Genomic DNA, 14,664 nt, shown 5'->3' with positions numbered 1-14,664 from the left:
CCATTCGGCGCAAATCGGTGACATACGGGTGACCAGGTCGCATTCGGGCAACCGTCGACGACCGCTGCCCGTGGAAGCCTTCCGCGGCCTACTGTTGACGTGTGCGCCTGCCGTGCCCGGCCGCGGCCGGCGCATCCTCGACTCCGCGTGGGCCGGGGGAAGGGTTTTCCGACGCGGCGTCTTCGGCGGCTGTCGCCGGCAACGGATCGTGTGGCGTCGGCACCGCCGGCAGTGAGAGGGACGGGAATGGAACCGACCGAGAGCGCCGCTCCCGACCCACGGCTGCGCCCGCGCCGGACGACCGGCGCGTGGCTGACCGGCCTGCGGACGGGACGGCAGTCGGAGCGTGCCGCCCGGAGCGGGCTCGGCACCACGCCGCTCCCCGTTCCCGTCGTCCCCGGCGCTCTCACCGCCGACCCCGGCACCGGCCTGCCCGGCCAGGACCCCGAGCGCCATCTGTCCTGGCCGACGCTGCCCTCGGCGGTCGTGGCGACGGCCGCGTTCGTCCTGGGCGCGGGCTTCTACCGGGCGTTCAGCGGTCATCACGCCCTCTTCCCGTGCGGCACCGTCGGCTGGGCCCTGGCCCTGCTGACCGGCGTCATCGTCGGTCACCTGGTCGCCCTCGGCCGGGCCCGCTGGTGGGGCGGCACCGGTTCCGGCGCCGCGCTCACCCTCGCGGTCCTGCTGCTGTACGGCTGGGTCCCGGCCGGCATGGTCAGCCTCACCGTCGTCGTCCTGGTGGGCACCGCCCGCCGCAACCGCTGGCGCCAAGGCGTCGTGCACGGCGCCGTCGACATCCTCGGCATCGGCGCCGGAGCCCTGGTCCTCGCGTCGTTCGGACGGTTCCCGAGCGTCGAGACGCCCTGGGCCCCCGACACCTGGACGTTCTACGCGGCCCCCCAGGTCGTGCTGGTCGCCGGCGCCTATCTCGCCGTCACCCGCACCCTGCTCTGGTACCTGAACACGCCGCGTGGGGGCCTGCCCACCGTCGCCCGTACGGCCCTCGTCAGACACGGGCTCGTCGCCGTGGCCCTGCTCGGCATCGCGCCGCTGATCTGTGTCGTCGCGACGGCCCAGCCGGCACTGCTGCCCCTGTTCTCGATCCCGCTGATCGCCCTCGACTCCACCCTGTGGATAGCCCGGGCCCGGGCCGAGGAGCAACTGCGCGACCCGCTGACCGGGCTGCCGAACCGTCAGTGGCTGCTGGAGCGCACCTGGACGGCCCTGGACGACGCCGAGCGCATCGGCGTGCGCTCCGCCCTCGTGCTCATCGACCTGGACCGCTTCCGCTCGGTGAACGACACGCTGGGGCACCTCGCCGGTGACCGGCTGCTCCTCCAGATAGCCGAGAGGCTGCGGCTGGCACTGCCGCGCGGGGCGGAGGCCGCGCGGCTCGGCGGTGACGAGTTCGCCGTGTTACTGCCGGTCGTGGACTCCACCACGTCGGCCACGCGGGTCGCCCGCAATCTGGTCGCCACCCTCGGCTCGCCGCTCGACCTGGACGGACTCACCCTCGTCCTGGAGGCCAGCGCCGGGCTCTCCGTCTTCCCCGACCACGCGCTCGACGCGGAGGGGCTGCTGCGCCTGGCCGACATCGCGATGTACCAGGCGAAGCGGGACCGTACGGGCGTCGAGGTGTACGAGTCCAAGCGGGACTCCAACACCCCCGACCGGCTGGGCCTGCTGGGCGATCTGCGCCGGGCCCTGGACACCGGTGACGTCGAACTGCACTACCAGCCCAAGGTCCGCTTCGACGGACAGGTGGCCGGGCTCGAGGCGCTGGTGCGCTGGGTGCATCCCGAGCGCGGCAAGGTGCCGCCGGACGAGTTCATCGCCATCGCCGAGTCGTCCGGACTGATGCCGCACCTCACCGAGTACGTCCTGGAGACGGCCCTCGGGCAGGTCGCGCGCTGGCGGGCACAGGGGCTGTACGTGCCGGTCGCGGTGAACGTGTCGCCGCGCGACGTGCACACCCCGGGGTTCGCGGGCGCCGTCGCCGCCCGTCTCGCCCGGCACGGAGTTCCCGCGGGAGCGCTCCAACTGGAGATAACGGAGCATGTGCTCCTGGAGGACCCGCAGCGTGCCGCCGACACCCTCGCGGCGCTCACCGGGCACGGGGTGAAGATGTCGCTGGACGACTTCGGCACCGGGTACTCCTCACTGGTCCATCTGCGCCGGCTGCCGGTCAGCGAGTTGAAGATCGACCGTTCGTTCGTCGCGCGGCTCGCCGTGGACGCCGAGGACGCCGAGATCGTGCGGTGCACCGTCGACCTCGCGCATTCGCTGGGGCTCCTCGTCGTGGCGGAGGGCGTCGAGGACGACGAGACGTGGGAGCGGTTGCGGGATCTGGGGTGCGACGCCGTCCAGGGGTGGCTCGTCGCCGCGGCGATGCCGCCCGACGAGGCGACGGCGTGGCTGCTCGCCCGGGGGGCCCGGGGCTGGCAGCGGCCGCGGGCCGCGCTGCCTGCCGCCGAGTAGCCCTTTCCCGGCCTACGGCCGGCTGTCTCCCACCCACGCACCACCCGCAACAGTCCGCTGACAACCTCGGCCCCCTGGTGGTCCCTTCCCGCCGCGGGCGGCGTGAGGCGGACAGAAGACCCGACCGCGGACGCGCCGTCCCGCACCCCGGCGCGACGGCCGCCAACGGCGAGGACCCCCACAGCAGAGCCCACCAGTCCGGAGGCCCGGAAGTCGCCCGGCGGATAGCCGCCGACGGTGGGACGCCCGAACGGGAGAGCTCGGCTTCTCGGCGGACGGTGAACGGGTGGTGCGCGGGTGGGAGAGATCCGGCCGGAGGCCGGGGTGTTGCTGGGCCGATGGCCGCCGGCGGTGGGACGCCCGAACGGGAGAGCTCGGCTTTTCGGCGGACGGTGCACGGGTGGTGCGCGGGTGGGGGACGTCCGGCCGGAGGCCGGGGTGTCGGTCGGCCGGATCGGCGCCGGCGCACGGGACGGCCGGGGCGAACGGGTGGTGCGTGGGTGGGAGATGACCGGTCGGAGGGCGGGGTCGTGGGCGTCCCACGGCAAACCCGGGCGCGGGCATCGGCCCGGGCCCCATAGGATTGGGCCAAACCACACGCACTCACCCCAGAGGATCGCTGCATGCCTGGCATCACGCGCGAGGAGGTCGCCCACCTCGCACGGCTGGCGCGTCTGGAGCTGAAGGGCGAAGAGCTCGACCACTTCGCAGGCCAGCTCGACGACATCATCGGCGCGGTCGCCCGCGTCAGCGAGGTCGCCGACCAAGACGTACCGCCGACCTCTCATCCGCTGCCGCTGACGAACGTCATGCGCGTGGACGAGGTCCGTCCGTCGCTCACCCCCGAGCAGGCGCTCTCCGGCGCCCCGGCCCAGGAGCAGCAGCGTTTCAAGGTGCCGCAGATCCTGGGGGAGGACTAATCACCATGACGGACACCAACGTCAACATCATCAAGCTCACCGCGGCCGAGATCGCCGGGAAGATCGCGGCCGGCGAGCTCACCGCCGTCGAGGTCACCGAGGCCCACCTCGCCCGGATCGAGGCCGTCGACGAGAAGGTGCACGCCTTCCTGCACGTCGACCGCGAGGGCGCCCTCGCCCAGGCCCGTGCCGTGGACGCCAAGCGGGAGGCCGGCGAGAAGCTCGGCCCACTCGCCGGCGTCCCGCTCGCGCTGAAGGACATCTTCACCACCGAGGGCATCCCGACCACCGTCGGCTCGAAGATCCTCGAAGGCTGGATCCCGCCGTACGACGCGACCCTCACCAAGCGGCTCAAGGCCGCCGACGTCGTCATCCTCGGCAAGACCAACATGGACGAGTTCGCCATGGGGTCCTCCACCGAGAACAGCGCGTACGGCCCGACCGGCAACCCCTGGGACCTCACCCGGATCCCCGGCGGCTCCGGAGGCGGCTCCTCCGCCGCCCTCGCCTCCTACCAGGCGCCCCTCGCCATCGGCACCGACACCGGCGGTTCCATCCGCCAGCCGGCCGCCGTCACCGGCACGGTCGGCGTCAAGCCCACGTACGGCGCGGTCTCCCGCTACGGCATGGTGGCGTTCTCCAGCTCCCTCGACCAGGGCGGCCCCTGCGCCCGTACGGTCCTGGACGCGGCCCTGCTCCACGAGGTCATCGCCGGGCACGACCCGCTCGACTCGACCTCCATCGACGCCCCGGTCCCGCCGGTCGTCGAGGCCGCCCGCAACGGCAGCGTCTCCGGCATGCGCGTCGGTGTCGTCAAGCAGTTCCGCGGCGAGGGCTACCAGGCCGGTGTCATCCAGCGCTTCGACGAGTCCGTCGAGCTGCTCAAGGGACTGGGCGCCGAGATCGTCGAGCTGGACTGCCCGTCCTTCGACCTGGCGCTCTCCGCGTACTACCTGATCGCCCCGTCCGAGTGTTCGAGCAACCTCGCCCGCTTCGACGGCCTGCGCTACGGCCTGCGTACGGGCGACGACGGCACGCGCTCCGCCGAGGACGTCACCGCCCTCACCCGTGAGGCCGGCTTCGGCCCCGAGGTCAAGCGCCGCATCATGCTCGGCACGTACGCGCTCAGCTCCGGCTACTACGACGCGTACTACGGCAGCGCCCAGAAGGTCCGTACGCTCATCACGCGCGACTTCGAGAAGGCGTTCGAGCAGGTCGACGTGATCGTCTCGCCGACGACGCCCACCACCGCGTTCCCGATCGGCGAGCGCGCCGACGACCCGATGGCGATGTACCTCGCGGACCTGTGCACCATCCCGACCAACCTGGCCGGCAACTCCGCCATGTCGCTGCCCTGCGGTCTCGCCCCCGAGGACAACCTCCCGGTCGGACTCCAGATCATCGCCCCGGCGCTGAAGGACGACCGTCTGTACAAGGTCGGAGCCGCCGTCGAGGCCGCCTTCGTGGAAAAGTGGGGCCACCCGCTGCTTGAGGAGGCTCCGTCGCTGTGAGCAAGGCAATGTCCAAGGCCAAGGGTTTCAAGAAGTCCAAGTCCGGCACGTATCTGTCCATGGCGGGCACTGCGTTCGGTGCCCTCGGTGTCGCGAAGCAGGTCAAGAGGGCCCGCAAGGAGAACGACACGCTGCGCCTCATCGACGCCGCCGTGTCCGCCGCCGCCATCGTCACCGGCCTCGCCATCCTCTACCGGGAGCTCAAGCGCCTGGGCGACGACGACGTCCTGCTGGGCTGAGAGGGAAGTTTTCACCGTGACCACCACGATCGACCTGGTGTCGTACGAGGACGCGCTCGCGTCGTACGACCCCGTCATGGGCCTCGAAGTCCATGTCGAACTCGGCACCAAGACGAAGATGTTCTGCGGCTGCTCGACCGAGCTGGGCGCCGAGCCCAACTCGCAGACGTGCCCGACCTGCCTCGGCATGCCCGGCGCCCTCCCGGTCGTCAACGCGACCGGAGTCGAGTCCGCCATCAAGATCGGCCTCGCGCTGCACTGCGAGATCGCCGAATGGTGCCGCTTCGCCCGGAAGAACTACTTCTATCCGGATATGCCGAAGAACTTCCAGACCTCGCAGTACGACGAGCCGATCGCCTTCAACGGCTATCTGGACGTCCAGCTCGAGGACGGCGAGGTCTTCCGCGTGGAGATCGAGCGCGCCCACATGGAGGAGGACACCGGCAAGTCGCTGCACGTCGGCGGTGCCACCGGCCGTATCCACGGCGCGTCCCACTCGCTGCTCGACTACAACCGGGCGGGCATCCCGCTCATCGAGATCGTCACCAAGCCGATCGAGGGCGCGGGTGAGCGTGCTCCCGAGGTCGCCAAGGCGTACGTCGCCGAGCTGCGCGAGCTCATCAAGGCGCTCGGTGTCTCCGAGGCCCGTATGGAGCAGGGCCAGATGCGCTGCGACGTGAACCTCTCGCTGCGCCCGCACGGCCGCGAGAAGTTCGGCACGCGCTCCGAGACGAAGAACGTCAACTCCCTGCGTTCCGTCGAGCGTGCCGCCCGCTTCGAGATCCAGCGCCACGCCGCGGTGCTGAACTCCGGCGGCACGATCATCCAGGAGACGCGCCACTTCCACGAGGACACCGGGTCCACGACCTCGGGCCGCGTGAAGGAGGAGGCGGAGGACTACCGGTACTTCCCGGAGCCCGACCTCGTGCCCGTCGCCCCGTCCCGTGAGTGGGTCGAGGAGCTGCGCGCCGGACTGCCCGAGCAGCCGCTGGCCCGCCGCAACCGGCTGCGCGAGGAGTGGGACGTCAACGCCCACGACATGCAGTCGATGCTCAACGCCGGCGCGATCGACTCGATCGTCGCGACGATCGAGGCCGGTGCCGACTCCACCTCCGCCCGCAAGTGGTGGATGGGCGAGCTGGCCCGCAGCGCCAACGAGTCGGGCACGGCCCTGGAGGACCTGCCGATCACCCCGGCCCAGGTCGCCCGGGTGTCCGAGCTGGTCGCCGCCGGCGATCTGAACGACAAGCTGGCCCGTCAGGTCATCGAGGGCGTTCTCGCGGGCGAGGGCACCCCGGACGAGGTCGTCGACAAGCGCGGCCTGAAGGTCGTCTCGGACGAGGGCGCGCTGACCGCCGCCGTCGACGAGGCCGTCGCCGGGAACCCGGGCATCGCCGACAAGATCCGTGGCGGCAAGGTCCAGGCCGTCGGCGCGCTCGTCGGCGCGGTCATGAAGGCCACCCGCGGCCAGGCCGACGCCGCTCGCGTCAAGGAGCTCATCCTGGAGAAGCTGGGCGTCTCCGAAGGCTGAGATCCGGGTTTTCCCACATCCCAGGGGGTGCGCCGCGACCGGTGCGCCCCCTGGGGTCTGTGTCGGCGTGCTCAGGTCAACGCGCTACGCTCCCGCGCCATGAGTGGAAGCACCGACTCCGAGACGCACGACAGTACGAGCGAGACGCAGGACGGCACGAGCGAGACGAACGACCGCACGACCGAGACGCACGACGGCACCATCGAGACGCACGACCGCGCCCCTCGGGACCCCGACGGCCGCGAGGACCACGACCCCGCGGAGCCGGAGGACCTGGACCCGGAGGACCTGGACCCTGAGGACGAGGACGAGGACGAGGATCCGGAGGCGCGCCGGGCGCGCTGGACCGCGATCGGCACCGGAGTCCTGCTGACCGTCGCCGGACTCGCCGCGTCGGTGATGCGCACCGGCGGCTCGGGAAGCGCGCTCATACCCCTCTCCTACGCCTCGGGAGCCGTCCTGTGCGCCGGCGCGTCGGCGCTCGGGGCCAAGGGCCGCACCCGGCGGGCCCTGTGGCTGATGATCGCCGGAGTGATGGTCATGGCCGTGGGTGACCAGTTGGACTGAGCTGTGGCGGGCGGGGTGACCGGGGCCACGCGTATTCCCTGTGACATGGGACGCAGCCCTGTGAGTAAGCCCACGAATGCGACAAAGGATCAGTTCATGCTGCAAGAGTGATGACGCATTAGTCATGTGTTCTTTGCGGGCAGTTCCCGATAAAGATCCACAAATCCCCCCAGGGAGCTCGCTCGTGGCAGCCCTTGCTCGGTGGTGCGTCCGGCATCGCCTCATCACCGTCCTCCTCTGGCTTGTGGCCTTCGGCGGTGTGACCGCGGCCGCGGCCGCGACGGGCTCCGCGTACTCCAACGACTACGAAGTCCCCGGCACCGAATCGGGCCGCGCGACGCAGCTCCTGAACAGCGGCTTCCCCGGGCTCGGCGGCGACAGCGACACCGTCGTCTGGCACACCGGCTCGGGCACGGTCCGCTCCGCCGACGTCGAGCAGTCCATGACCCGGGCCCTGGACAAGATCGAGAAGCTCCCCGGAGTGGCCTCCGTCGACAGCCCGTACGCGCACGAGGGATCGGGCCGGACGGGCGCGGACGGCGGGATCAGCCGGGACGGCCGGACGGCGTACGCGACCATCACCTTCGCCGACCGGGCCGAGAACCTCGACAAGGGCGAGGTCCGGGCCGTCGTCGACGCCGCCAAGGACGCCGAGGCCAAGGGGCTCGACGTCGAGCTGGGCGGCACCGCGATCTCCCTGACCAAGCCGTCCGGCGGACACACGGCCGAGATCGTCGGCGTGGCCGTCGCCGCCGTGGTCCTCTTCCTCGCCTTCGGCTCGCTCGCCGCCTCCATGCTGCCCATCGCCACCGCCCTGGTGGGCGTGGGCACGGCGTACTTCGGCATCGTGCTCCTCGGACACGCCATGACCGTGGCCGACTTCGCCCCCATGCTCGGCATGCTGGTGGGCCTCGGGGTCGGGATCGACTACGCGCTGTTCATCGTGACCAGACACCGGCGCGGCCTCAAACGCGGACTGCCGGTGGCCGAGGCGGCGCAGAACGCCGTGGCCACCACCGGACGCGCGGTCGTCTTCGCCGGCGCCACCGTCTGCATCGCCCTGCTGGGCATGCTCATCCTGCGGCTCAGCTTCCTCAACGGTGTGGCGATCGCCGCCTCCCTGACCGTCGTCCTCACCGTCGCGGCCTCCGTGACCCTGCTGCCCGCGCTGCTGTCCTTCATCGGACCGCGCGCGCTCAGCCGCCGCGAGCGCCGGAGGCTGGAGGAGCACGGGCCCGAGCCCGAGATGGCCACCGGGTTCGCCGCCCGCTGGTCCGCGTTCGTGGAACGCCACCCCAAGCTGCTCGGGGTCGTGGCCGTCGTCGTGATGGCCGTACTCGCCCTCCCCACGTTCTCCCTCCACCTGGGTACCTCCGACCAGGGCAACGACCCGAAGGGCACGACGACCCGGCAGGCCTACGACCGGATCTCGGAGGGCTTCGGGCCCGGCCTGAACGGACCCCTGACCCTCGTCACCAAGGTCGCCGGCGCCGAGGACAGGCTCGCCCTGGACAACCTGGACGCCACCCTGCGGACCACCGAGGGCGTCGCCTCGGCGACCCCGGTGACCTACAACGGCGTCGGTGACACCGCCTTCCTCACGGTCGTCCCGGACTCCGCGCCGCAGTCCCAGAAGACCAGCGATCTCGTCGACCGGCTGCGCACCGACGTCCTGCCGCGCGCCGAGTCGGGCACCTCCCTCGACGTACAGGTCGGCGGTGTGACGGCGAGCTACGACGACTTCGCGGACGTCATCATCGGCAAGCTCCCGCTCTTCGTGGGGGTCGTGATCAGCCTCGGCTGTGTCCTGCTGCTGCTCGCGTTCCGTTCGATCGGCATCCCGCTCAAGGCCGCGGTCATGAACATCGCCGCCGTCGCCGCGGCCTTCGGAGTCGTCGTCGCGATCTTCCAGTGGGGCTGGGGCAGCGAGCTGCTCGGCCTCGGCCGCGCGGGTCCGATCGAGCCGTTCCTGCCCGTGATCATGGTGTCGGTGCTCTTCGGGCTCTCCATGGACTACCAGGTCTTCCTGGTGAGCCGGATGTACGAGGAGTGGCTGGAGACCGGTGACAACCGGCGTGCCGTACGCGTCGGCCTCGCCGAGACCAGCCGGGTGATCAACTCCGCCGCCGTCATCATGATCTCGGTCTTCCTCGCCTTCGTGCTCAGCGGAGACCGCGTGATCGCGATGTTCGGCATCGCCCTGGCCGCCGCCGTCGCCCTGGACGCCTTCGTCCTGCGCACGCTCCTCGTCCCCGCCCTCATGCACCTGCTCGGCGACGCCAACTGGTGGCTGCCCCGGGCGCTCGACAAGAGGCTGCCGCGCATCAGCATCGAGCCGCCCGAGTGCCGGGCCGCGCATGAGAGGCTGGCCGAGGCCACGGACGCCGAGGCGGCGGACGTACTGGGCCACGCGGCGGCCGACGTCGAGGCGCTGGACCTCAAGGTGCCGGACGCCGAGCTGCCGGACGCCGGGGTGCAGGACGTGACGACGAAGGAGCGGTGACGGGATGTACGCGATATCCCTGGGCGACGACGGAGCGGAACTGCGGCCCCTGGAGCCCTGGCACGCCGAGGAGTTCCTCGCGCACCTGGACCGCGGACGCGACTTCATCGGGCGGTTCATCCCCTTCGGGGCCCGGTCAACGGACGTGCCGTCCGCGCGGGCGCAGCTCCAGAGGTACGCGGACATGCGCTGCGCCGACACCGGGTCCCTGCACGGCCTGTGGCTGGACGGGAAGCTCGTGGGCGGTGTGCTCTTCCTGAACTTCGACGCGGCCCAGGGCAACTGCGAGGTCGGCTGCTGGCTGGAACCCGCCGCCTCCGGGCGCGGTCTGGTCACCCGCGCGATGCGGATCCTCATCGACTGGGCGGTCGAGGAGCGGGGCATCCACCGCGTCGAGTGGGTCGCCGCCGCGGGCAACGTCCCGAGCCTGAACGTGGCCCGGCGGCTCGGCCTGAGCCGGGACGGCGTGCTCCGCGAGAAGCACCCCCACCACGGGGTCCGGCACGACCTCGAGGTGTGGTCCGTACTCGCCCCCGAGTGGCGTGCCGCACGCGCGCACACCCCCTCCGCGGAACATTAAGGAAGCTCTCAGACAGCGTCCGTACGGTGCCACGCATGGGAACCAAGACAGTTGACGAGACCGGGGCCGAGACCGGTACCGAGGCGGAGCGCGACGAGCGGAACCTGGACGTCACCAAGGCCGACGCGGCCGGGACGTCCACGGACGAAGGGACCGGACCGGCGGCCGACGCCGAGGAGCGCAACGAGGCCGACGCGGACGTCGAGGAGCGGGACGAGGCCGACGCGGACCTCGCCGCCCTCGACGAGTCCGAGGCGGGCCGGGACGGCGGTGTCGGCCAGGGTGCCGCCGCCGTGGTGTCCGCCGCGCTCGGCCTGGTGTCGCTGACCGGGAGCTGGGTCTCCACCGTGGCGGCCGCCCGCGAGACCCTGGTCGGCCAGCTCCAGACCTCGTCGACCGCCAGCGTGGCCACGCAGGTCAAGGAGGTCTACGGCGACGCCTGGGCGACCACCGCGCTGGTCGGCGGCCTCTTCGCGCTGGTCGCGCTGATCGTCGGCGTCGTGGTGCTGGTCCGGCCCGCCTTCGGCGCCCCCGGCAGGCCGCAGGCCGCCTGGATCAAGTCCGTCGCCTGGGCGGGCGTCTCCCTCGGCGTCGTGGGCCTGGTGCTCGCGGTCGCCAAGTACTCCGACATCCTCCTCGGACTGCCCTCCACGAGCTGAGTCCCGGCACCCGGCACCACCGAAGAACCGACACCTCAGAGGGGCCTTAGGGCCGGCACGGGAAACCGGCCGCCGTCCTAAGGCCCTTCGCGCTCCCAAGATGCGGAACTCTCCCGATGTGGCGCACCCCCCTGGGAGACGAAGGTTGAGGCATCGCGAACAAGCGAGACCGAAACCGACTCTTCACGAGGGGTACGAGATGTTCGAGTTCGAGCTCCAGCAGATCCGGTCCGAGGAAATGATCCGCAGGGCCCAGACCTACCGGCTCGCCAAGGAGGCCTCCGACGGCCGCCGGGCCGCCCGCCGCGCCGCCCGGCGGTCCGCACAGAACGACGGCGAACGCGCCCATAGCGACAGCCCCCGCAGGCACCGTTCGGCCCGCACCGCGTGAGCACCGGGGCCTCCGTGGAAGGCCCGGCGCCATCCGGCCGTCCACGGGCCGTGCGGGACGGCCACCGCGCGGCGGCCGTCCCGCACCCACCGTCCACGGGTCGTCCGGCGGGCGGGGCACTGATCGCCGTCCCGGCGACCGGTGCCCCCCTGCCGGACCCCTGTGCCATGCTCGGGCCCGTGGAGACCAGGTCCGTCAGCCCCGTGTTCGTCGGACGCGCCGACGAACTGGGCGTGTTGAACGACGCGCTCGCGCGCGCCGCCGCCGGGGGAGAGCCACAGGCGTTCCTGCTCGGCGGCGAGGCCGGCGTAGGCAAGACCCGCTTCCTGGAGGAATTCTCCGGCGCCGCCACCCGCGAGGGCGCCGTCGTCGCCTCCGGCGGCTGCGTCGAGATCGGCGCCGACGGCCTTCCCTTCGCCCCCTTCTCCACCGCCCTGCGCGCCCTGCGCCGCGCCCTGCCCGACGAACTCGCCGCCGCGGCCGCCGGACAGGAGGAGGAACTCGCCCGCCTCCTCCCCGAGCTCGCCCGCACGACCCCGGGACGGCAGTACGAGGAGGACGGCATGGCCCGCCTCTTCGAGCTCACCGCCCGCCTGCTGGAACGCGTCGCCGCGGACCGCACGGTCGTCGTCGTCCTCGAGGACCTGCACTGGGCCGACGCCTCCACCCGCCATCTGCTCGCCTACCTCTTCCGCACGCTGCGCAGCGGCCGCCTCGTCGTGATCGCCACCTACCGCGCCGACGACATCCACCGCCGCCATCCGCTGCGCCCGCTGCTCGCGGAGCTCGACCGCCTCCGCACGGTCCGCCGCATCGAGCTGAGCCGCTTCAACCGGGCGGAGGTCGGCCGTCAGATCGCCGGAATCATCGCCCGTGAGCCCGACACCGCCCAGGCCGACGAGATCTTCGCCCGATCCGACGGCAACGCGTTCTTCGTCGAGGAACTCGCCGTCGCCGCCCGCGAAGGCTGTCGCACCGGACTCACCGACACCCTGCGCGACCTGCTCCTCGTCCGCGTCGAGGGCTTGCCCGAGAGCGCCCAGCGGGTCGCCCGGATCGTCGCCGAGGGCGGCAGCACCGTCGAGTACCCCCTGCTGGCCGCCGTGGCACGGCTCGCCGAGGACGACCTCATCGAGGCCCTGCGCGCCTGCGTCGGCGCCAACATCCTGATCGCCACACCTGGCGGCGACGGCTACCGCTTCCGCCATTCCCTGGTCCGCGAGGCCGTCAGCGACGACCTGCTGCCGGGCGAGCGCTCCCGCTTCAACCGCCGCTACGCCGAGGCCCTGGAAGCCGACCCGGCGCTCGTACCGGCCGACGAACGCGTCACCCGGCTGGCCAGCTACTGGTACCACGCGCACGACGCCGCCAAGGCCCTGCCCGCCGTCCTCGACGCCTCGGTCGAGGCCCGTCGCCGGCACGCCCACTCCGAGCAACTGCGGCTCCTGGAACGGGCGATGGAACTGTGGGAGACGGTCCCCGACACCGTACGGGCCGAACTGCGCCCCATCGACTACGTGGAGGCCTACCCCCCTCCGCTGCCCGACGGCCACGGGGAGACCCCCGCCGGCCCCGACTGCGCGACCACACCGCTGAGTTACCTGGACCTCATGGCCGAGGCCGCCGTCGCCGGCCGACTGTGCGGGGAACGCGAACGCGCCCTGAAGACGACCAAACGGGCGCTGCACCTCCTGGAGGACGAGGGCGACCCGCTGCGCGCCGCCTGGTTCTGGATCCAGCGCTCCCGGCTCGTGCAGGCGCAGGTCCGCGGCAACGGCTGGAAGGAACTCGCCACCGCCCAGGACCTGGTGCGCGGTCTGCCGCCCTCCCAGGTGCACGCCGAGGTCCTGTCCATGGTCGCCGCCTGGTGCATGGTGCACCAGCCCGGCCACGGCGCCCTGTCCGCGGCCGAACGCGCCGTGGAGTACGCGCACATGGTGGGCGCCCGGGACACCGAGCTGAACGCCCGGCTCACCCTCGGCGGCCTGATGGTCGACGCGGGGGAGACCGAGGCCGGGCTCGCGGAGATGTACCGGGTCAAGGAGCGGGCCAACCGCCAAGGCGCCGCGTACGTCGTGGGCCGTCTCCACATCAACCTGCCCTCTCACCTGGAATCGGTCGGCCGCTCCCGGGAGGCCGTCGCCGTCCTGCGCGAGGGCATAGAACTTGCCTGCCGGAACGGCCTGTTGGACACCCAGGCCTGGGTGTGGGGGAACCTCTCCGAATCGCTGTACGCGCTCGGCCGCTGGGACGAGGCCGCCGAGGCCGCCCGCAACGCCCTGGCCATCGGGCTCGGCGGGAAGGCGTCCGGAGTGGGCGCGTCCCGGCTCGCGCCCGTGGCCCTGGCCCGCGGGGACCTCATCGAGGCCGGACGCCAACTGACCGCCGCCCGAGCCCACTTCGGCACCCACGACCCGATGCCCCAGCACTCCCTGCCGCTGCTGTGCACCACCATCGGCATCGCCGCGGGCGAGGGCCGCTTCCTCGACGCCCGCACCGCCCTGGAGGAGGCACTGGCCGCGGGCTTCCCGCCCGGCACCCAGCGCTACGCCTGGCCGCTCCTGCTGGCCGCCGTCACCGCGGAGGCCGACGCCCGCGGCCTGCCCGTCGCCGCCCCGGGCCGCGCCCCCGCCCTGGACCGCGTCCGCACGGCCGCGAGGACCCTGGCCACCGGAGCGCCGGTCTGGAGCGCCCACGCCGCATGGCTGCGCGCCGAACTCCGGCGGGCCGACGGCGCGAGCGGCCCCGGCCAGTGGTCCGAGGTGGTCGAGGCCGTCGAACCCCTGGAGCGCCCCTACGACCTCGCCCGGGTCCGGCTCCGTCTCGCCGAGTCCCTGCTGCTCACGGGCGCGGACGACGACGAGCGCGACCGCGCCGCGGAACTCCTGCGGCTGGCCGGCGCCGTCGCGGGGCACCTCGGGGCCCGTCCGCTGGCCGACGCCGTCGCGCTGCTCGCCCAGCGTGCCCGCATCACCCTGGGGCACACGCCCGAACCGTCCCGGACCGCTCCCGCCGACCCGGCGGCCGCGTTCGGCCTGACCAGCCGCGAGCGCGACGTCCTGCGCCTGGTCGCCGCGGGCCGCAGCAACCGCCAGATCGCCGAGGAACTGTTCATCTCCCCGAAGACGGCCAGCGTCCACGTCTCGAACATCCTGGCCAAGCTGGACGTCTCGGGACGGGGCGAGGCGGCGGCCCTGGCCCACCGGCTGCGGCTCGTCCCGCCGGACGGCCCGGCCGCCCGAGCGGCCGGCTGAGGGGCGCGCCCGCGGGGAGACCGGGCCGAGG

General features: G+C 72.5%; 11 protein-coding genes. All 11 read left to right on the top strand.

The features are described 5' to 3' along the window. The first annotated feature begins 246 nt into the window (after positions 1-246). The 11 genes from ACIQ7M_RS32870 (at position 247) to ACIQ7M_RS32820 (ending at position 14,633) form a co-directional block, all read left to right on the top strand. Positions 247-2,478, top strand: a complete 2,232-nt coding sequence (locus tag ACIQ7M_RS32870) for a putative bifunctional diguanylate cyclase/phosphodiesterase (RefSeq protein WP_403651086.1) — start codon at positions 247-249, stop codon at positions 2,476-2,478. A gap of 623 nt (positions 2,479-3,101) precedes the next feature. Next, entirely contained in the window at positions 3,102-3,398 is a 297-nt protein-coding gene (gene gatC, locus ACIQ7M_RS32865) for an Asp-tRNA(Asn)/Glu-tRNA(Gln) amidotransferase subunit GatC (protein ID WP_037622623.1), read from the top strand. Positions 3,399-3,403: 5 nt separating this feature from the next. After that, positions 3,404-4,909 carry an Asp-tRNA(Asn)/Glu-tRNA(Gln) amidotransferase subunit GatA gene (gene gatA / locus ACIQ7M_RS32860; RefSeq protein WP_355767588.1) on the top strand — a complete coding sequence of 502 codons (1,506 nt, stop codon included), beginning with the start codon at positions 3,404-3,406 and terminating at the stop codon, positions 4,907-4,909. An 8-nt stretch (positions 4,910-4,917) separates the two neighbouring features. After that, the gene (locus ACIQ7M_RS32855; RefSeq protein WP_361693558.1) at positions 4,918-5,148 is read left to right on the top strand and encodes a hypothetical protein; all 231 of its coding nucleotides are present in this window, start codon (positions 4,918-4,920) and stop codon (positions 5,146-5,148) included. Positions 5,149-5,164: 16 nt separating this feature from the next. Beyond that, positions 5,165-6,679, top strand: coding sequence for an Asp-tRNA(Asn)/Glu-tRNA(Gln) amidotransferase subunit GatB (gene gatB / locus ACIQ7M_RS32850; RefSeq protein WP_403651083.1), 1,515 nt, complete (start codon positions 5,165-5,167; stop codon positions 6,677-6,679). A gap of 99 nt (positions 6,680-6,778) precedes the next feature. Next, entirely contained in the window at positions 6,779-7,246 is a 468-nt protein-coding gene (locus ACIQ7M_RS32845; protein ID WP_403651081.1) for a hypothetical protein, read from the top strand. Positions 7,247-7,430: 184 nt separating this feature from the next. Next, entirely contained in the window at positions 7,431-9,749 is a 2,319-nt protein-coding gene (locus tag ACIQ7M_RS32840; RefSeq protein WP_403651079.1) for an MMPL family transporter, read from the top strand. Positions 9,750-9,753: 4 nt separating this feature from the next. After that, positions 9,754-10,329: a GNAT family N-acetyltransferase gene (locus ACIQ7M_RS32835; protein ID WP_403651077.1), complete on the top strand. Its 576-nt coding sequence runs from the start codon at positions 9,754-9,756 to the stop codon at positions 10,327-10,329. A 35-nt stretch (positions 10,330-10,364) separates the two neighbouring features. Then, positions 10,365-10,988, top strand: coding sequence for a hypothetical protein (locus ACIQ7M_RS32830; protein ID WP_403651075.1), 624 nt, complete (start codon positions 10,365-10,367; stop codon positions 10,986-10,988). 199 nt (positions 10,989-11,187) lie between these two features. Next, entirely contained in the window at positions 11,188-11,379 is a 192-nt protein-coding gene (locus tag ACIQ7M_RS32825) for a hypothetical protein (protein WP_355767603.1), read from the top strand. 167 nt (positions 11,380-11,546) lie between these two features. Beyond that, complete coding sequence (locus ACIQ7M_RS32820) at positions 11,547-14,633, top strand: AAA family ATPase (protein ID WP_403651073.1); 3,087 nt, start codon at positions 11,547-11,549, stop codon at positions 14,631-14,633. The last annotated feature ends 31 nt before the right edge of the window (positions 14,634-14,664 follow it).

Source organism: Streptomyces sp. NPDC096324 (assembly GCF_044763015.1).
Classification (GTDB): Bacteria; Actinomycetota; Actinomycetes; order Streptomycetales; family Streptomycetaceae; genus Streptomyces.
The sequence above is the reverse complement of the archived record's forward strand: the minus strand, read 5'-3'. Positions and strand labels throughout refer to the sequence as shown.

Bases quoted from the DNA above. Each gene is read 5' to 3' on its own strand.
- ACIQ7M_RS32870 (WP_403651086.1), top strand. From the start codon at position 247: ATGGAACCGACCGAGAGCGCCGCTCCCGACCCACGGCTGCGCCCGCGC.
- gatC (WP_037622623.1), top strand. From the start codon at position 3,102: ATGCCTGGCATCACGCGCGAGGAGGTCGCCCACCTCGCACGGCTGGCG.
- gatA (WP_355767588.1), top strand. From the start codon at position 3,404: ATGACGGACACCAACGTCAACATCATCAAGCTCACCGCGGCCGAGATC.
- ACIQ7M_RS32855 (WP_361693558.1), top strand. From the start codon at position 4,918: ATGTCCAAGGCCAAGGGTTTCAAGAAGTCCAAGTCCGGCACGTATCTG.
- ACIQ7M_RS32845 (WP_403651081.1), top strand. From the start codon at position 6,779: ATGAGTGGAAGCACCGACTCCGAGACGCACGACAGTACGAGCGAGACG.
- ACIQ7M_RS32835 (WP_403651077.1), top strand. From the start codon at position 9,754: ATGTACGCGATATCCCTGGGCGACGACGGAGCGGAACTGCGGCCCCTG.
- ACIQ7M_RS32830 (WP_403651075.1), top strand. From the start codon at position 10,365: ATGGGAACCAAGACAGTTGACGAGACCGGGGCCGAGACCGGTACCGAG.
- ACIQ7M_RS32825 (WP_355767603.1), top strand. From the start codon at position 11,188: ATGTTCGAGTTCGAGCTCCAGCAGATCCGGTCCGAGGAAATGATCCGC.
- ACIQ7M_RS32820 (WP_403651073.1), top strand. From the start codon at position 11,547: ATGCTCGGGCCCGTGGAGACCAGGTCCGTCAGCCCCGTGTTCGTCGGA.